The organism is Streptomyces sp. NBC_01390, assembly GCF_045040105.1.
Classification (GTDB): domain Bacteria; phylum Actinomycetota; class Actinomycetes; order Streptomycetales; family Streptomycetaceae; genus Streptomyces.
This window is the reverse complement of sequence record NZ_CP109551.1, coordinates 10,689,895-10,707,965: the sequence shown is the minus strand read 5'-3', so window position 1 is coordinate 10,707,965 and position 18,071 is coordinate 10,689,895. Positions and strand designations below refer to the sequence as shown.

Sequence of the window (18,071 nt, the reverse complement as noted above, 5' to 3'; positions counted from 1 at the left end):
TTAGTCCATACCAAGGGGTATGCGACCCTGCCGACGAAACGACAGGATCCGACCAAACGGGGAATCGGTGTCGCGAACACCCGTGGCAGACAGCTCTTTTGGAGCGGGGAGTCAGCGGGGGCGTCGTGTACGTGCAGAGGGAGAAAAGATCGCCCGCACGGCGACGTGCACACCTTTGCACAGCTCATCGAGCCGTAACAAGAGATCACGCCGTTTTCCGCATTGCTCTGTGACCTAAAGCGGTTGACGGCGTGTCAATGGCATGCACCTTTAGGGATTGCCACTGTATCAACATCCTCATTGCAAACGGTATTCACTTCGCTCAGGGACGTTTCACAACCATTGAGCCGACCCATCTGTCGATGGCGTAAAACCGCCCGCCCACGGTGTCCTGTCCGTGCCTCTTGCGTGTTTTCGCAGCTCATGGTTGCGGGCGTGCGACCGCCGTCGCAACGGGCGCCGTCGTCACGTCGGTTGACCCGTTCCTTCACATCTCCCGCCCACAGCCGCCTCGGAACCAATAGCGGGCGCGGTCTCGGCCGAACCCCGCCTGCACAGCGTCCGGTACGCGCCCGGCGGTGTCCCGTGACGCTCGCGGAACACCCGGTTGAAGTGGAAGGGGCTGGCGAAACCGGAAGCGGCGGCGACGCGTTCCACCGGCAGGTCGGTGGCCTCCAACAAACGGGCGGCATGGCTCAGCCTGGCCTCGCGCAGCGCCCGCATCGGGGACCGGCCGAGCTGCTCGGTGAACAGGTGCGCGAACCGCGAGGGGGAGAGCATGACCCCGTCGGCGAGCGACCGGACGGTGTGCGGCGCGGCGGGGTCGGCGGCGATGAGGGCCTCCGCCCGGCTCACTCGTGCATCGACTCCCGGCCGGTTCGGAAGGGGACGGGCGGCTGCCGAGGCCAGCAGGACGATTTCCTCCAGGGAACAGAGGGCGAGCTCCCGGGCGGCGGTGCCGTGGGCGACGGCTGTCGGGCCGTCGGGCGTGGCGGGGGATGCGGAACCTGGCGGCCGTTCCGCGCTGCCCGGCCAGCGGGCGTCCGACAGCATGCGGGCGAACGCCGTCGCCATACGGTCGTGCAGGGCGTCCGGAACCGAGCCGACGACGTACATGCCGTCGCCGACCGCGTACGGGCTCAGCCAGGCCGTCCAGGAGGGCCGGGCCTGGCAGTGCGCCCACCAGAACCGCCAGTGCCGGGCCCCCGGCCGGACCTGGTAGCGGTGCGGCACACCGGGCCCGAGAACGACCAGGTCCCCGGCGCCGGCCCGCGCCCCGGCCGCGCCCTGGGTCAGCAGGCCGTGGCCGTCCGTCGTCCAGGTGAACAGCCAACTGTCGGCGCCCTGCGGCCTGTTGACTGCGTAGCCGGGTCCCTCGTCGTAGCGCCCGACGGTCACCAGACCGGGCGGTGGTGCGCAGACAGCGGTCTCGGGCAATCCGTCAGCGTTCATGGGCATCCTTCCCGGGGGCGGCAAACCCTAGTCTGACGGCCGGTGACAGCGAACCGAGGGAGTGGACGATGACAGTCACGGATATCGATGCCGCCGACGCTTCCATCCTGCCGGAGGAGGAGCGCCGACGGTTCGAGGAGGACGGATTCACCGTCGTGCGGGGCCTGTTCGGGTACGACGAGATCGCCGCACTCCGCGCCGAGTTCGCGGCGCTGCACGCGGCCGGTCCGGTGCCCGGGCACTTCGAGCCGCGTCCGGCCGGGCAGGACGGGCGCCCTGCCGACCCGCTGGACGCGTATCCGCGGGTGATGCAGCCGCACGAGTTCCACGAACCGTCGCTCGGCTGGCTGCTCGATCCCCGGCTGAGGGCCGTCCTCGAAGTGCTGCTCGGCGAGGAAGTGCTGGCCGCGCAGAGCATGTTCTATTTCAAGCCGCCGGGTGCGCGGGGCCAGGCGCTGCACCAGGACAACTTCTTTCTGCGGGTCGAGCCGGGCACATGTGTCGCCGCGTGGATCGCCTGCGAGACGATCGACCGGGAGAACGGCGGCCTGGAGGTCGTGCCGGGCACACACCGCATGGACCTGTTCTGTCCGCAGGAGGCGGACGCGGGAGTGTCCTTCGCCCGGGAGTACGTGCCGCCGCCGCCCGGACTCACCCCGGTGCCGGTCGACATGGCCGCGGGTGACGTCCTGTTCTTCAATGGCAGCCTGGTGCACGGCTCGCAGCCCAACCTCAGCACCGACCGGTTCCGGCGCTCCTTCATCGGGCACTACGTGGGCCGCTCGACGGAGCGCATCGGGCACTACTACCGCACGATCTCCATGAACGGTGACCGGGTCCGGCTGCGTGAGAGCGAGGACGCGGGGCCGTGCGGTACGGAGTTCGGGCAGGCGTCCGCACCGCACTGACGGCGACGCCGTCGCCCGGTCACGGGCCCGGCGTGCCGTCCAGCCGCTCCGGCGACTCCGGCAGCGCGTCGCGGAGTTGGGCGCGGCCCGTGATGCCGAGCTTGGGGAAGACGCGGTAGAGGTGGAAGCCGACCGTGCGCGGCGAGAGGAAGATGCGTTCGCCGATCTCCCGGTTGGTGAGGCCGGCCGCGGCCAGCCGGGCGATCTGGAACTGCTGCGGGGTGAGTTCGGCGAGGACGTCACGCGGGGCGGTACTGGTGGCGGTGACGCCGGCGGCCCGCAGTTCGGCGCGGGCCCGCTCGGTCCAGGGGCGGGCGCCGACCCGCTCGAAGGCGACGAGTGCGGCGGTGAGCTGTGGGCGCGCCTCCACCGCACGGCGTCTGCGGCGCAGCCACTCCGCGTAGTCGAGTCGGACCAACGCCCGCTCGAACAGCCACTGTTCGCCGGTCGGGTCGGCGAGCGCGGCCATGAAGTGCTCCTCCGCCTCGTCCCCCTGGCTCAGCAGGGCCTCCGCCCGGTGCAGTACGGCGGCCAGCCGGGCGGAGATCCCACCGGCCGCGAGGCGACGCCGGGTCGCGTCGACGATCCGGCGTGCCTCGTCGGCGCGCCCGGTGCGCACGGCCGCCGCCGTGAGGTCGGCCAGGTAGTAGTGGGAGGCGTGGAAGTGCACCGGCTCGGGCTCGGGGTCCTGGGTGTAGACCGCCCGGAAGCGGGTGTAGGCGCCGGCGTGGTCGCCTTCGGCGAGGGCGGCGGCGCCGAGGGCGTAGTGCCTTCGTACCTGCAGGCTGCGGGAGTTGGGCAGATCGACGCCGTGGACGGCGCGCTGCACGGCGGCGCGGGCCTCCTCGGTGTCGCCGCGCAGGGCGAGGACGGTGGCGACGACGACGGGCGAGCCTGCCGCCACGATCTCCAGGCCGGCCTCGGCGGCCGTCCGGTACGACTCGTCGAGGATGGTGTGGGCCCGGGTCCAGGAGCCGCTCTCGTACAGGGCGAGGGCGAGGGCGTTGGCGACGGTCGCGTTGGCGCCGGCCGTCGGTGAACGGCGCAGATGGTCGAGGGCGGCGCCGAGCAGGCGGACGGCCTCGGCGGTCTCGTCGAGGACCCAGGCGGCGGCGCCCACCACGATCAGCCGGGACAGTCCGCGGTCCGGGGCGGTGCCCTGGGAGTGCCCGGTCGGGTGCTCGGTCCAGTCGGTGCTCCTGAGCAGTGCGAGGGCCTGCTCGCGGTGGCGGGCGGGGTCGCAGCCGGCCAGCGTCCACACCCGTGGGCTCTCGTCGTCCTGGGGCGGAACGCGTTCGGTGATCCGCTGGATGCGCTCGCGGAAGGAGGGGTCCCCGGAGTGGTAGGCGGGGGTGGTGGCCGTACTGAGGGCGTCGAGGGCGAGGCCCGGATCGGTTTCGACGGCGGCCTCGGCGACCGGCAGCAGGAAGCCGAGGGAGTCCTCGAAGCGGGTGGTCACGGCGAGCGCCCAGCCGGCCCGGAGCGAGGCCTCGGCGAGCACGGCCGGGTCGTCGGTGAGGGTGAGGACGTGGGCGGCCAGTTCGCTGACCCAGCGCGGGTGCCCGGCGAGCATGGCCATGGTCGCGGCCCGGACCAGGCGTCTGGAGCGGGTGTCGGGGTCGGGGCTGAGCCTGGCCGCCCGTTCGAGGGCGGCGGCCGCGGCCGCGTAACCGCCTCGGCGTTGTGCGCGGCCCGCGCTGTCCTCCAGGCCCTGGGCGGCCTCCTCGTCGACGCCGAAGACGGCGGCGGCCCGGTGCCAGGCACGCCGGTCCGGGTCACCGGCGAGGACATCGGCCAGGGCGGTGTGGGCGGCGTGGCGCTCCGCGTAGCTCGCGGACTGGTAGACGGCGGAGCGGATCAGCGGGTGCCGGAAGTGGAGCCGGCCGTCGTCGATGCGGACGAGACCCGCGTTTTCGGCGGGCCGCCAGTCGCCAGGGGTCGCGGTGTCCCCGGCGGCGGAGAGGATGACGGGCAGTTCGGCCGTCTCGGCGGCTGCCGCGAGGAGCAGCAACCGGCGGGTGGGCCCGGGGAGTTCGGGCAGGTCGGCGGCGAAGATCGCCTCCAGCCGGTCGGTGAGGGGCAGCGCGTCGGTGGCGCCGTCCTGTCCCGTGGCGGGGTCGCGGCTGACCGCCCGGGCGAGTTCGACGAGGGCGAGGGGGACGCCTGCCGCCTGGTCGAGGATGCGCGAGCGGGCGCGGCCGACGGGCCGTTCGGGCTGGAGGTCGAGGAGGCGTCCGGCGGCGTCCGGGGGCAGCGGCTCGACGGTCAACTGCCGCCTTTCGCGGGCGAACTGCGGGGGTACGGCGTTGTCCCGGGTGGCGAGCACCATCGCGACCGGCTCTCCTTCGAGGCGCCGGGCGACGAAGGCGAGGACGTCGAGGGTGCCCACGTCGAGCCAGTGGGCGTCGTCGACGACGAGCAGCAGCGGCCCCCGGCTCGCCGCGTCGGAGAGCAGGGTGAGGGCGCCGAGCGAGGTGAGCAGCGGGTCGGGAGCGGTGTCCTCGGACTGCTCGGGGTCGAGCCCGAACACCCGGAGCAGCGCGGCCCGTTGGCGGACGGGCAGCTCACCGGCGAGGTCCAGTACGGGCCGCAGCAGTTGGTGCAGGCCGGCGAACGGCAGCCCGGACTCGCCTTCGCAGCCCCGGCAGCGCAGGACACGCAGTCCGGCCCGCAGAGCGATACGGCCGACGGCGTCGAGCAGCACGCTCTTGCCCGCACCCGGTTGGCCGGTCACGACCAGGACGCCCGGCAGGGCACCCGGGAGGTCGCCGGGTTCGGCGACGGTCTCGTTCACCAGGTCGGCCAGCAGGGCGAGTTCGCGGTCACGGCCGACGATCCACTCCGCGCCGAAGCGGGAGGGGCTCATTCGGCGGCCCGGTCGGCCGGGGCCGCCGAATGGCGTAAGTCCGACGGTTTGCGGTCTCCGATCATGTCATGACAATAAACGGTGGGTTGACCGTCCGCCGTCCCCGGAGAGTCCGGGGGACAGCATGCGGTTCAGGGCTGAAGGAGCAGGCTGAGCGTCGGCAGTGGTCCGCCGGGGAACTGCTGGAGGCGTCCCCCATCAGCCAGTCCGCCCAGGTCGACGGCCACCCAGCCCGCGTGTTCGACGAGCCGGGCGACCCGGTTGTTGGCGCCCAAGTGGTCGCCGGAGAGAAATATCACCCGGCGTCCGGCGGGCGTACGAGGATCCGCGCCGAGGACCGCCGGCGCCAGGGTGTTGAACGCCTTCACCAGCCGGGCGCCGGGCACCAGTCCGGCGACGACCTCGCTGGACGGGCGTCCCTGGAGGTCGACGACCCGGAAGTCGGGCGGGCCCAGCGGGTTGGTCGCGTCGATGACGATCCGTTCCTGCCAGTCGGACACTTCGGCGGCCCCCACTGCCTCGGCCAACTCCCGCCAGGGCACCGCGAGTACGACGATCTGTGCGCAGGCCGCCGCCGCCACGGTCGTCGGTGTGAGCCCCGGCCCGATCGCGTCGGCGACCTCCCGTAGCAACCGGGGGCCTCGGACGTCGCTGAGGAGAACCTCTTGCCCGGCGGCCACGAAGCGGACCGCGAGGGCCTGTCCGAGGGCTCCGGCGCCGATGATGCCGATGATGCCGGTGCGCATGACATGCCTTCCTTGACTCGGCGAGAAGGTGCGGGTGAGGACGTGTGCCGAGCATGGCCGGGTGGTCGGACCGTGGGCTTCTGTCAAGTGACTGGGAATGCGCCCGACGTCCCGGCGCGGACGTCCATTTGACTGCGGGCGGGCCGGACGCTTTGATCCTGACCGTGCCAGGCCGCGTGCCCGGCACACAGAGGTGCGCCCAGCCGGTAATGGACCTTCTCCGAGTCCGGCCCGAGTCGCCAGGAACGCCACGGCGTCCGAGGCGGGGCCGCACCCGCGACCGATGGAGCGGACATGCCCGTCGAGGGTGTACCCCGCGTCACAGGTCCCGGGACGGCCGCGGTCGTGCTGGCGACCGTCTGCGCAGCCCTGTGGGGACTGACGGCCTGCGGTACCTCGCCGGAGTCGGATCAGGGGGCAGGGCCCGCCCCGGCGGCCTCACCCGCCCCTTCGACCGAGGTCCGGCTGCCGCCGCGGCACGCCGGCTTCGACTACCAGATCGGCGGCGCCTACCCGCCCCCGGCGGGCGTGCGCATCGTCAGCCGTGACCGTACGGCGGCTCCCGCGGCCGGGCTGTACAACGTCTGCTACGTCAACGCCTTCCAGGCGCAGCCCGGCGAGGAGAAGGCGTGGCCCGCCGATCTGCTGCTGCGGGACGCCAACGGCGAGGTCGTCATCGACGAGGACTGGGACGAGGCCCTCCTCGACATCGGCACGGCGGCGAAGCGGAAACGGATCGCGGCGCGGGTGAACAAGTGGACCGACGGCTGCGCGGACAAGGGCTACGACGCGGTCGAGCCCGACAACTACGACAGCTACACCCGCTCCAACGACCTCCTCACCGCCGAGGACGCCACCGCCTTCATCACCCTCCTCTCCCGGCACGCGCACGCCCGTGGGCTGGCGATCGGCCAGAAGAACACCGTGGCCCTGGCCGGGCTCAGGAAGCGGACCGGGCTGGACTTCGCGGTCGCGGAGGAGTGCGGCCAGTACGACGAGTGCGGGGAGTACGCGGAGGCGTTCGACGACCGGGTGCTCGTGATCGAGTACACCGACACCGGACTGCGCAAGGCCCTGGCGGCCTTCGGCGACCGGCTGAGCATCGTGCGCAGGGATGTCGATGTGTCGACACCCGGCAGCGCGGGGTACGTCCGCAGGACCCGCTGAACCGGAACGGGGCATCGGCCTCACTGGCCGGTGGGAGCGGGCGTAGTCGTGTGCGGTGAGCGTCGACCCGTAATGGATGATCCGCCTCACGAGTGGTCACGACGTTCTGCTCGCCCGCGCCGTCCAGCTCAGGGCGGCGGCTCTGGCCAGGTGCAGGTGTGCGTGTTCCTCCGGCAATGAGGGTCCACGCACGCGGACGTGATGGAGATGCAGCAGGTCCGCGAGCAGGGCCGGCGGGGACAGCGTTCCCGCGTTCTCCAGTGCGCCGCGGTAGGCGGCCAGCGCGGCGCGGCGTGCGGACCAGCTCGCGGTGACATGCGCGTCCAGCATGGGGGTGACTGGGGAAGGGGTCGTGAGGAGGGCGGTCGTCAGGGCGATGGTCTGGTCGTAGACCGCTCGGTGGGGGGCGTTCCTGTCCGTGTGGGTGTGGTCGACCAGCCAGCGCATCGCCGTCGCGTCGTCGCCGAGCAGGCCGACGGCGATGTCCACCATGCTCGCGGCGGTCACCGCACGAGCGTCCGGAGCGTCCCGACCGGACTGTGCGGTCAGTTGGGCGAGGGCGGCGGCCGCGTCGGCGGCGAAATACTCCTCGGCCGCTTCCATCGCCTCGGGGCCGCCGAAACGCGCGGTCTGCGGGTAGTAGGTCTCCAGGCTCGCGTGGGTGATCAGGCCCGCGTGCCGAAGCCGCCGGGTCCACTCGCCGATCTGTCCGACAGCGGCGCCGAGTGCACCGGGCGGGCAGGTCAGCTGGAGGCGGAGGTGGTCCTCGGGATCGCTGTGGCGCTCGAACCACCAGCGAGGTTCTCCCAACTCCCCCAGCAGGGACGGCAGATGCCGGGTCAGGAGCGGATCCTGCCGGTCGCGGTGCCCTGCCAGCCGGAGGGAGAGCAGGTTGCCGCAGCCGGGCAGCCGGCCATGGTCCCGGCCGACGACGGCGCCCGCTGCGCGGACCGATGTGCGGACCGATGTGCGGACCGGTGCGCGGGGCCGGTCCACGGCGGCCAGGGGGATGACGATCTCGTGGGCGCGCCCGCCCGCCCAGCCCAGGTCCTCGGGCATGGGTGCGGTACGCAGCAGCACACTGCCGTCGCGCTCCAAGTGGGTGCGGAGCAGGAGTCGGTGCGAGGGCTCCGCCACGTCCAGGTGCACGCGCCGGTCTCCGTCGCCCATGTACACGTGGTCGGGCAGGCGAACGTCGCGACGCCACTCGGCCAGGGCCATGTCCCACTGCTGCCACGGCGTCCCCGGGTCGGGCAGGTCGTCGGCGCCGAGTGTCCAGCGGGCCGGGGACAGTACGGTGCGCCCGTAGCGCAGGGCGGGCAGGAACGGCAGGCTGGAAACGGCCGCCCCCCCACGAGAACCCGGTGCACGGGACGGCCAGTGCCACCGGTGCCTCGATCAGGAACCGGGCCAGCGGATGGGTGTGGTGGGTCAGATCCACCGCGTTCAGCAGCATCGTGTGCACCGGGCGGCGGCGGGAGACCGAGACCAGGTGCAGCCGTTCGGCGTCGGCGGTCACCGCCAGGTCCGTCACGGGCAACTGGTCCGTGTCCGGGCCGTGGTGGTCGCCGAGGGGGATCACCACGTCCGCCACCTGCGGGGTGTGCGCGACGTTCGCCGAGCGTACGTACAGCGGGGTGGTGCCGATCTGCGCGATCAGCGCGTCCTGATGCACACCGGGCAGGCCGGCGTACACGTCGGTCATCCGGCGGCGGTCGTCGGCGTCGAGCAGGTGCAGAAAGCGCCCGGTGCCGGTGCCGGCCGCACGGGCCACCCCGACGACGTGCAGGGTGAACTCCCCTTGTTCCAGGGCGGATACGCTCGCAGCGTGGATCCGCACGGTCACCTCGGTGCTCGGCTGCACGGGCCGGCCGGCATCCGCCACCGCCAGTTCGTCGATCGCGGCGTCATCGAGCCGGACGTGCCGACGGCGCCTCGTCCCGGCGGTGTACGCGAGCCTCAGCAGCCGGCTGTCACGGGGCGTCAGCGTCGGGCCCGGCGACGCGGCGCCGGACCCGAGGTAGCCGGACGGGTAGCCGAGGAGGTCGACGGCGTCCAGCACGGGTACGACCGCTCCCGGGCCGTAGCGCTCGAGGAAGCGGCCGTGCCAGGCGACCCACCCGGGGCTGAGCGCCGCTCGTGGCGCCAGGCGTGTGAGCGCCGCGGCGGCGGCTGCCGCCTCCTCGGCCACCGCCTCCGGGATCACCAGGTCCCAGTCCAACCGCAGGTCGAGGGCTAGCGCGGGTTTCGCGGGGGGACAGAGCCGTGTCATCGCGGCCGTCACCCGTGCACGTGCGGCGCGGGCGTCCGCGGAGGCGGCGGTCGCGTCATGGCAGGCCAGGCCGGCCGCGACCTCGCGCAACCCGGTGGCTTCAGCCGTGGGCAGGTGCTGTATCTGTCCGAGCAGGGCGGCGATCGGGTCGGAGGCGGTGACCGCGGGGCGCAGACCGGTGGTCAGGAATCGCTGTCGTACGAGGTTCGCGAGCAGGCTCTCGATCGCGGTGGGCGACGCGGCGGGGAATCCGGCGGCGAGCGTTTCGGCGAGAACGGCCCACACGACCGGCGCCCGCGCGCCGTCCATGGCCATACGGACCGGCCCGGTCGCACGTATCGCCACGTGCGCGGGGGCGCCGTCGTTCGCGGTGCTTGAGCGGTGCTCGATCGTCAGGCGTCCGTCGCGCTCGAACGCGAGGCCGGAGGCGAGGAGTGTCAGACGGGGGCGGAGATCGCGGTGTTCCTCCAGCCGTTCGACGAGCGCCGCGGTCCAGGCCGCGTCCGGTCTGGTGACCGCCCGGTGCCCGGTCCCCGCCCGCAGCACGGGAGCGGCTCCTGTGCGGGCGGCCTCGACCCCGGCGAACAGACCGAACGGAGTGGCACGTGAGCGGGCGCGCAGCAGGTAGCGCAGCACCGAAAGCACCGCGCGCCGCACGGCGAGATCCGCCACCGGCTCGCCGTCGCATATCTGGTGCACCCGTCTCGCCAGGTCCGGGCTGGAGAACTCGACCGCGGTGGCGAAGTCGGTTGCCTGCCACAGCTGTTGAAGCCACACCCGCCACGCCTCCGGGTGCGCGGACGGGCCGGTCAGGTCCGGCCAGACCGTCGGTTGGTCGGGACGCCAGACCGCTGCCCGGACCACTGCCGCATCGACGTGGCGGTACAAACGGCCCTCCAGCGGCACAACGACGGTGGTCTTCATCTTCCCGAATTTTTCCGAAATTTCCCGAACCGCCCGGCGCCGGGGGCGGTTATGAGCCATGGTCACTTTGACGGCTGCTGCGCCGCTCCGGCACCGCAAGGTCTCCTTCAGCCACTGACCTGGCTGAATTCCGACCCTGCCGAACGACGACGTATGGGCTGTTGACGGACGTGCGGTCTGGCTACCGTGGGGCCACGCACGGCAAGCAGCACATTCCCATCACGTTGACGAAGGGAAGAAAATCATGACTGCTATGTCTCCTGAGAAACTCGCCGATGAGGAATTCGGTGAACTCGAAGAACTCCAGGTGATCGATTCCAGCGAGCTGAAGCTCGGCGCCGCCTACCACACGTACACCTACATCGCGGCGGAGAGCACGGAGGACATCCCCGAGTAGGGCGTCCGGGAGCCAGGCAACTCTGCGACGGGGTCGGACCGGTGAGGCGAGGAGGTGGGTCGTGCCGTCCAGCCAGTCGGTGGACCGTACCCGCACCGACGTCCTGTTGATCTTCCCGCCGCAGACCGAGGCCCGGTTCTTCCCGTATCTGAGCCTGCCGTACCTCACCGGCCACCTACGGCGCCGGGGCCGGCGGGTTCACCAGGCCGACCTGAACATCGCGGTGCTCCACGAGCTGCTGCGATGTCCCGAACTGCTGGCTGACGCGGTCCGCGCCCAGGACACGGGCGACGAGGGTACGGCCATGAGCGACTGGTATCGCCGAGCGGTGGCCGACGTCTTCGCCGCGCACATCGGCGAGTTGCGTGCCCATGTCCTGCACAAGGAGCCGGCCGGCGAGCTGGGCCCGGACCGCGCGGTCCGGCTCGCCACTCTGGCCCTCGAACTGCTGGTTCGCGACACCTTCCTGGTACGGACCTGGGAAGACCTCCACCGGCTCGACGAGGCCGCACGCCGGGCCGCGGACCGGCCGCCCGCCGCGTCGGGCGTACCGCTCGTCTCGTTGCACCGCCTGGTGGCCGGGCTGCTCGGCCGGCATCGCCCCCGGGTGGTCGGCCTGTCCGTGGCGTTCTTCAGCCAGTTGGCGCCCGCGCTGCTGATCGCCGCCTGGGTCCGGCGACTGGCGCCCGACACCCGGATCTGTCTGGGCGGTCAGCAGGTGATGCTCCGTCACGACGCTCTCGCCCGGCTGCCCGGAGTCCGGGAAACGGTCGACGCCTTGTGCCCGACCGCCGGGGAGGAGCCGCTCGAACGCTGGCTGGACGCGCTGGACGGGACGGTTCCGCTCGCCGACGTGCCCGGCATGACCTGGCTGCCGCGTTCCGGAGCCGGGCAGCGCACGGCGCCCGCGGTGACCCTGCGCTTCCGGGACCTCGGCCCACCCGACTTCACCGGACTGCCCTTCCGCTCCTATCTCAACGACGCGCTGGAGCTCGCGGTCGTCTCCTGCGTCGGCTGCTACTGGGGGCGGTGCGCGTTCTGCTCTTACGGCAACCGGTCGCTCCCGCAAGGGAGTTACCAGCAGGGCACCGCGGTCCAGATCGCCGACGCCGTGGAGTCCGTGGTCCGCGCCACGGGCACCCGGTACGTGTCGGTCGCGGACGAGAACACCAACCTGCGGCTGATCCTGAACGCGATGCGCGCGGTGCGCGCACGAGGCATACGGGTCCGGTTCGGCGTCCGCGCGCGGCTGGAGGCCGCCCTGACCGACCCGGAGTTCTGCCAGGACCTCGCGGCGGTCGGCTGCGCGATGATCTCGGTCGGTTACGAGGGCACCTCGCAGCGGCTGCTGGACCGGATGGAGCGGGGCGTGCGCGCGGCCGACTACCAGCGGATCCTCGACAACCTCGCCGCGGCCGGCATCACCGTCCGGTTCACCGTGATGGGCCAGGTCCTGGACGAGACGCCGGACGAGTTCGAGGCATCCCTGCGCTTCCTCGTCGACAACGAGCGGAACATCGGCATCGACGCGCTGGAGCTGATGGTGGCGGAGCCCGGCAGCAAGCTCGTGGGCAGCCCGGAGCACTACGGGCTCGCCCTCGACACCTCGGACCGCCTCGCGGGCAACCCCGAGCTGAGCTACCTGACCGGCCGGGTCGGCCACCCGCTGGCCGTCCGCGACGGTCCGACGCGCAGCGAGGCACTGGACCGGCTGGTGCGGATCTTCGACACCGTCAGACCGGGCCGGGCGAGCGGCTCGGCACCGCCGCGCCCCACCTCCGACGGCCGGCGCGCGCCCGCCGTCACGGCCCTGCGCCCGCACCCGTGGGTCCGCGCCGTCCCCGAGTACGCCGACGACCGTACGGCCGACCGCCTCACCGTCGCCGACGTCGTCCGGGAGCGGTTCTACGCACTCCCCCGCGACGACGTGGAACAGGGCGCCGACGGTCTGCTCGCGGCCCGCACCGACCGTGGCCGCCGGCTGCTGGCCCGCCTGGCCGACGCGGCGGCGGGCACCCCCGACCCGGCCCATCGCGCCGACCCGGCCCCCTCAGCCAGGAGCTCGTCATGACGCAACCGCCGCGCACCGCACCGGGCGGCGCCCGAACCGACACCGTCACCGCAGGCGCGCGCAGGATGGGCCTGGGGGTGCTGATGGACATGCCGTGGGGCGGCGGACGCCTCGGCAGGCGCGGCATCGGATTCGTGGAGAGCGACGACGGCGGCGGAGACATCACCGACCGGGTACGCGCCTTCCTGCACCGCCACGGCGGCGACTTCGCCTACGGGGCCCTGTCGTTCCAGCCGCGCTCGCGCGCCCGCGTACGGACGGCCGACTACGTGCGCGCCTACGACCGCTTCTTCGAGGCGCTGCCCGCCGGTTCGGCCCGCGCCTTCCACCAGACCGAGCTGAACATGGGCACGCCCGAGCGCTACGACCGCCGCCCGGCCGCCGAGTTCACCAACGAACTGGCCGCCCGCTACGGCTTCTCCTGGGTGGTCGAGGACCTGGGCATCTGGAGCCTGCGCGGCATTCCGATGCCCTACCCGCTCCCGCCGCCACTGACCGGGCCGGGCCTGGAGATCGCCACCCGGAACGTGGCCGAGGCGGCCAGGCTGCTCGATCCGCCGCTGCACGTCGAGTTCCCCGGCTTCACGGAGGGCGGCTCGTTCGTCCTGGGACACATGGACGCCTTCGAGTACTTCGCCCGGTTGGCCCAGGACGCCGACGTCCGGGTGACGCTCGACGTCGGCCACCTGCTCAGCTACCAGTGGCTGAGAGGACGTACCGGACGCAGCATGTACGACGGGATCGACGCCCTGCCCCTGACCCGTTGCCGGGAACTGCACCTGTCGGGCTGCCAGATCGTGGGCGGCAAGTTCCGCGACCTGCACCACGGCGTCCTGCTGGACGAACAGATCGACCTCACCGCGTACCTGCTGCCGCGCTGCCCGAACCTCCTCGGAGTGTCCTACGAGGATCCGATGTACCGCGAGGACGGAACTCTGGTGGAGAAGTCCCGGCGGAACTACGCGCGGCTACGGGGACTGGTAGCCGACTGGCAGCAAGGGCAGGCGGCGTGAGCACGGCGGAACCGGGCGCTTCCCTGGACGGCGAGCGGCTGGCCGACCTGCTCATGCGGCTGCTGCTGGACGCCGACCTGCGGACCCGGCTCGCCGACGAGGGCGCCGAGGCCGTGGCGGCGGATCCCGGCGAGCTGGAGTGCCTGGCCTCGGTCGACCTGGCCGAACTGGACACCACCGCGCGCCGGTTGCGCTCCCAGGTCTGGCGGCCCGGCAGCGGCGCCAGCCTCGCGACCACGTTCCCGCGCGGTCTGCGTCTGCTCCAGGACGCGGGTGCCACGGAGTCCGGCCTGCTCACCGGCTTCCTCGGCTCACCGCACTTCGCCCGCTTCCGGCTGATCCCGTACACCGCTCCCGGGCTGTCGGCGGAGGAGGCGTTCGCGTCGTACCTGCTGGACGGCGTCGGGTCAGGGGTCCTGCGCGACACCGTGACCCACGAGCTGATGATGGCCCTGTTCACCTCGCTGGCCTGCGAGCAGCCGCTGTCGTTCGTGATCGAGGCGGACGGAATCGTCCGCACCGACCGGGGCCACGCCACCGTGCGTACCTACGAGGCAGCGTCCGTAGCCACCTGGGCGGCGGCCACCTCGGGCACCGCGGACGCGGAAGCGGAAGGTGTGCACTACGCGTACTTCACCACGTCCGCCGGACTGGCTCACGGCGTGGTGTCCGGGCGGGTGGCGGCGGCCTTCGAGGCCGAACCGTCGGCCCGGCGCGAGACCGCGCGGCGGGCGCTGGCCCGCCGCGAACTGTGGTGACGGGGAGAGGAACCGCCGTGCACATCGTGTTGGTGGACATGCCGTGGTCGTCGCTCGACGCGCCGTCCCTCGCCCTCGGCATTCTCAAACGCCGGATCCTCGACGTCTTCCCCGACGGCGCCGCGGACGTCGAAGTGGTGCACGCCAACCTCGACTTCGCCGACTGGGTGGCCGCTCGTACGGAGTACGGCATCGAGGAGTACGACTTCTGCGCGACGTCGTACTTCTCCGGACACAGCGAGTGGATCTTCTCGGCCGCGCTCAACGACCAACCGCTGTGGCGGGTGGCCGAGTTCACGGAACACTTCGGCGGGAAGATGCCGGAGCGCATGCTGGCCAAGGCGCGGGAACTCCACGAACTCGCGCCGCTGTTCGTCCGGGAGACAGCCGCCAAGATCGCGGCCACGGCACCGGACGTGGTCGGCTTCACCACCACGTTCGCGCAGAACGCGGCAGCCCTCGCGGCGGCCCGCGTTGTCAAGGAACTGGCACCCGGCACCACCACCGTCTTCGGCGGCGCCAACTGCGACGGCCCGCAGGGCGCCGCACTGCACCGTAATTTCGAGTACGTCGACTTCGTGGTGCGCGGCGAGGGCGAGATCGCGTTCCCGCGGCTGCTCACCGCGCTCCGCGACGACGACGCCGACGGCCTGGCCGCCATCCCCGGCCTGTGCCGCCGCGACCCGGACGGCCGGTCCGTGGCCCACCCCATGGACGCCGCCCCGCTGCCCCCGGGAGCACTGGTCACCCCGGACTACGGGGACTACTTCGAGCGGCACGCGCGGTCGACCGCGGGCGGCTGGGTGGAGCCGCGCCTTGTGGTGGAGGGCTCACGCGGCTGCTGGTGGGGCGAGAAGCACCACTGCACCTTCTGCGGCCTCAACGGCTCGTTCATGGAGTTCCGCAGCAAGGACCCGCGGCGGTTCGTGGACGAGATCCTCGGCCTGGTCGAGCGCCACCGCGTCCTCGACGTATGGGTCTCCGACAACATCCTCGAGATGGCCTACCTCAACTCCATGGCCCCGCTCCTCCAGGAGAGCGGGTACGACCTGCGGCTGTGCTACGAGATCAAGTCGAACCTGCGGCGCGAGCAGCTGGCGACGCTGTACGCGGCCGGAGTCAGCTATGTCCAGCCCGGCGTGGAGAGCCTCAGCAGCCGGGTACTGAAGCTGATGGACAAGGGGGTGACCGGCTGCCAGAACGTACGGCTGCTGCGGGACGCGGAGACCACCGGCGTCAACCTCAGCTGGAACTACCTCTACGGCTTCCCCGGCGAGACCGAACAGGACTACGACGAGATCATCGACCAACTGCCCGCGCTGCACCATCTCGGACCGCCGGCCAACTCCACCCGCCTGAAGGTCGAGCGGTTCAGCCCCTACTTCGACCGGCCGGAACTGGGCTTCGGCGACCTGCGCCCCGCCTCGCACTACCAGCACATCTACGACCTGCCGCCGGACGAACTCGCCGACCTGGTGTACATCTTCGACTCACCGAACCAGGGCATCGCCGACGACTGCCGCGACCGGCTGCGCACGGCCGTCGCCCACTGGACGCGGGCGTACCCGCGCAGCCGCCTGACCCACTGCGACCTCGGCACGCACATCGTCCTGGTCGACACCCGGCCGGACTTCTCCTGGCGGCTGCTCGACCTCACCGACCCGTTCGAGGTGGCGGTGTTCCGGCTGCTGGACACGCCGCACAGCCCGGCGGCGCTGCTGCGCAAGACCGCTGCCCGGGGCGCGGACGCGCGGGAGCCGGTCGGCGAGGTGACGCCCGAGCGCGTCGCCGGGCTGCTGGCACGCTGGCGCGACCTCGGCCTGGTCTTCGCCGAGGGCGGCCAGTACGTGCAGGTCGCGCCCGCGGTGGCCAACCAGGACCTGCTACGACTCGACGGCGCCGGACTGCACAGGGACGACACGGCGCTGGTCCCGGCTCTGGCAGCCCCCTCCACGGGAGACACGCGATGAAGCCGGAGCTGACGCTGTGGAAGGACCGCGACCCGGCGGCGATGCGCCTGCCGGGCATCCACTACGGCACCCTCGACGGACCACCGGACGAGCCGGTGGACGCCGTCGCACAACTCGCCGCCGACGGCGTCCAGTTCGTCCAGGTGCACGAGCCCGTGGACCTCACCGATCCGGACGGCGCGTCCGCGGTAGCCGTTCTTCTCGTCATCCGGGAACTCACGAGCCACGGCATCGCGGTGGAGTGGACACTGCGCACGGCCGACCCGGCCCAGTGGCGGGCGCTTAGCCATCTGCACCCCCCGGCAGCCGTCTTCCGCGCCTCGACGGGAGCGGAGACCGAGGGAGACGTGGTCAGGGCGTGGCGCGGCTCGTTCCACATCGCTAAGTGCGGCTACCGCCGCGGCCCGGGGTTCCTGGAGATCCGCGACCATCGCTGGGGCTCCTTCCGGCGCCTGGTGGTGCAGGCTCCCCGGAGCACGGCGTTCCAGGGGCTGCTGGACGGCGTCCCGGCGGTCGCGTCGGCGGCCACGGAGCGGGCCCTGGCTGGTCACCTGCGCGAAAACCTGCTCCATCGCGTCGGACGCCACCTGTGGTGGACGCCGTACCGCCTACGACGCTGGCCGCTCAGCACGACGATCCCGTAGGAACCTCTCGACCCACCGTTCCGTCAACTTGTCGGCCTGACGCCTGATCCCCGGATCCGGCACCGACGCGGGCGCGCCGACACCGAGGAAGTCCAGGCACCCCAGCAGGCCTGCCTCGTAGTCCGCGACCAGGTCCTCGTAGACGACGGTGTGCGGGTCGACGTCGTGCCGGCCGAAGTAGTCCTCCCAGACCGACGCGTCGCGGTCCAGCATCCGCAGATGCCGGCGGATCTCCTCGTAGCTGTACCGAGGAGCGGCGCGCGTGCGCCGCTCCGGCAGAAAGGTCCCGTCCAGGATCCAGACCCCACTCTGCTCGGCCATGGTGTACGACACGGCCTGCCGCAACCGGTCCCTGCGTCGGATCCAGATGTACCGGGGTGCCTGGAGGATGTCGTACGGGTCGGCCTCCAGGCTCCCGAGATGCGCCGCGTGGATCCGCAGCCCGAACACGCCGTTGGGGCTGGTCCGGCATGTCATCAGCCGCCGCACATAGCCCGCCGCCAACTCCCGCGGATCGCCGGAGTCGAATCCCCACCGTTCGAAGTAGTCCAGCACGAAGGCGTCGGCGAAGTAGTCCTCGGCGAAGCCGGCCAGCCCTGTGTGCCACAGGGCTCGGGCGAGCATGTTGCTGCCGCACCGGGGGGTCGAGGCGAGCACGTAGCGGACCGGCGGCAGACCGGTGAAGAGAGGGAAGTCGAACTCCGGACCGTTGGTCCGATAGCGCAGCACCATGGGAACACCTTCACGCCCGGCACCAACGGCTGTCACCGGCTCCGTCGCCGTTTCGGACACGACAGCGGCCGGGACCAGAAAGAACGCACGCGCCTCGGAGACGATCTCGACCACCGGATACAGTGCGCGGGAAGGCAGTCCGGCTTGTGAG

13 protein-coding genes and 1 pseudogene are annotated in these 18,071 nt (G+C 72.1%); 8 read left to right on the top strand and 6 right to left on the bottom strand.

The genetic code is table 11. The features are described 5' to 3' along the window. Positions 1 to 465 precede the first annotated feature (465 nt). Entirely contained in the window at positions 466 to 1,452 is a 987-nt protein-coding gene (locus OG241_RS47735) for a helix-turn-helix domain-containing protein (RefSeq protein WP_405825151.1), read from the bottom strand. A 68-nt stretch (positions 1,453 to 1,520) separates the two neighbouring features. On the opposite strand from OG241_RS47735, the gene OG241_RS47730 reads away from it, so the two are divergent. Then, positions 1,521 to 2,360 carry a phytanoyl-CoA dioxygenase family protein gene (locus OG241_RS47730; RefSeq protein WP_405825149.1) on the top strand — a complete coding sequence of 280 codons (840 nt, stop codon included), beginning with the start codon at positions 1,521 to 1,523 and terminating at the stop codon, positions 2,358 to 2,360. A 19-nt stretch (positions 2,361 to 2,379) separates the two neighbouring features. Here the strand turns inward: OG241_RS47730 and OG241_RS47725 are convergent, their stop codons facing one another. Together OG241_RS47725 and OG241_RS47720 are read right to left on the bottom strand one after the other, a co-directional pair. After that, complete coding sequence (locus OG241_RS47725; RefSeq protein ID WP_405825148.1) at positions 2,380 to 5,226, bottom strand: ATP-binding protein; 2,847 nt, start codon at positions 5,224 to 5,226, stop codon at positions 2,380 to 2,382. A gap of 131 nt (positions 5,227 to 5,357) precedes the next feature. Further along, the gene (locus OG241_RS47720; RefSeq protein WP_405825146.1) at positions 5,358 to 5,972 is read right to left on the bottom strand and encodes an NADPH-dependent F420 reductase; all 615 of its coding nucleotides are present in this window, start codon (positions 5,970 to 5,972) and stop codon (positions 5,358 to 5,360) included. 294 nt (positions 5,973 to 6,266) lie between these two features. Here OG241_RS47720 and OG241_RS47715 point away from each other — a divergent pair, with 294 nt between their 5' ends. After that, positions 6,267 to 7,139, top strand: a complete 873-nt coding sequence (locus OG241_RS47715; protein WP_405825144.1) for an endo alpha-1,4 polygalactosaminidase — start codon at positions 6,267 to 6,269, stop codon at positions 7,137 to 7,139. A 96-nt stretch (positions 7,140 to 7,235) separates the two neighbouring features. On the opposite strand, the gene OG241_RS47710 is transcribed toward OG241_RS47715, so the two are convergent. Continuing rightward, a complete protein-coding gene (locus OG241_RS47710; protein ID WP_405826830.1) occupies positions 7,236 to 8,198 on the bottom strand; it encodes a thiopeptide-type bacteriocin biosynthesis protein in 963 nt (320 codons plus the stop codon). 108 nt (positions 8,199 to 8,306) lie between these two features. Next, positions 8,307 to 10,335, bottom strand: a pseudogene (locus tag OG241_RS47705) (lantibiotic dehydratase family protein); the annotation flags it as partial. Positions 10,336 to 10,579: 244 nt separating this feature from the next. Between OG241_RS47705 and OG241_RS47700 the strand changes: the two are divergent. The 6 genes from OG241_RS47700 to OG241_RS47675 all read left to right on the top strand — a co-directional run bounded on the left by OG241_RS47700 (position 10,580) and on the right by OG241_RS47675 (position 17,188). Beyond that, positions 10,580 to 10,732 (top strand): hypothetical protein, encoded by a 153-nt coding sequence (locus tag OG241_RS47700; protein ID WP_405825142.1) that lies wholly within the window; start codon positions 10,580 to 10,582, stop codon positions 10,730 to 10,732. A gap of 61 nt (positions 10,733 to 10,793) precedes the next feature. Continuing rightward, positions 10,794 to 12,803, top strand: a complete 2,010-nt coding sequence (locus OG241_RS47695; RefSeq protein WP_405825140.1) for a B12-binding domain-containing radical SAM protein — start codon at positions 10,794 to 10,796, stop codon at positions 12,801 to 12,803. After that, complete coding sequence (locus OG241_RS47690) at positions 12,800 to 13,816, top strand: DUF692 family multinuclear iron-containing protein (RefSeq protein ID WP_405825139.1); 1,017 nt, start codon at positions 12,800 to 12,802, stop codon at positions 13,814 to 13,816. The genes OG241_RS47695 and OG241_RS47690 overlap by 4 nt, the downstream gene beginning before the upstream one ends. Beyond that, positions 13,813 to 14,574, top strand: a complete 762-nt coding sequence (locus OG241_RS47685; RefSeq protein WP_405825137.1) for a hypothetical protein — start codon at positions 13,813 to 13,815, stop codon at positions 14,572 to 14,574. The genes OG241_RS47690 and OG241_RS47685 overlap by 4 nt, the downstream gene beginning before the upstream one ends. A gap of 17 nt (positions 14,575 to 14,591) precedes the next feature. Then, complete coding sequence (locus tag OG241_RS47680) at positions 14,592 to 16,544, top strand: RiPP maturation radical SAM C-methyltransferase (protein ID WP_405825135.1); 1,953 nt, start codon at positions 14,592 to 14,594, stop codon at positions 16,542 to 16,544. Further along, positions 16,541 to 17,188: a DUF5825 family protein gene (locus tag OG241_RS47675; protein ID WP_405825134.1), complete on the top strand. Its 648-nt coding sequence runs from the start codon at positions 16,541 to 16,543 to the stop codon at positions 17,186 to 17,188. Before OG241_RS47680 ends, OG241_RS47675 begins: the two co-directional genes overlap by 4 nt. Here OG241_RS47675 and OG241_RS47670 read toward each other — a convergent pair. After that, positions 17,153 to 17,920, bottom strand: a complete 768-nt coding sequence (locus OG241_RS47670; RefSeq protein ID WP_405825132.1) for a Stf0 family sulfotransferase — start codon at positions 17,918 to 17,920, stop codon at positions 17,153 to 17,155. The two genes, OG241_RS47675 and OG241_RS47670, sit on opposite strands and share 36 nt — an antisense overlap. Between the last annotated feature and the right edge of the window lie 151 nt (positions 17,921 to 18,071).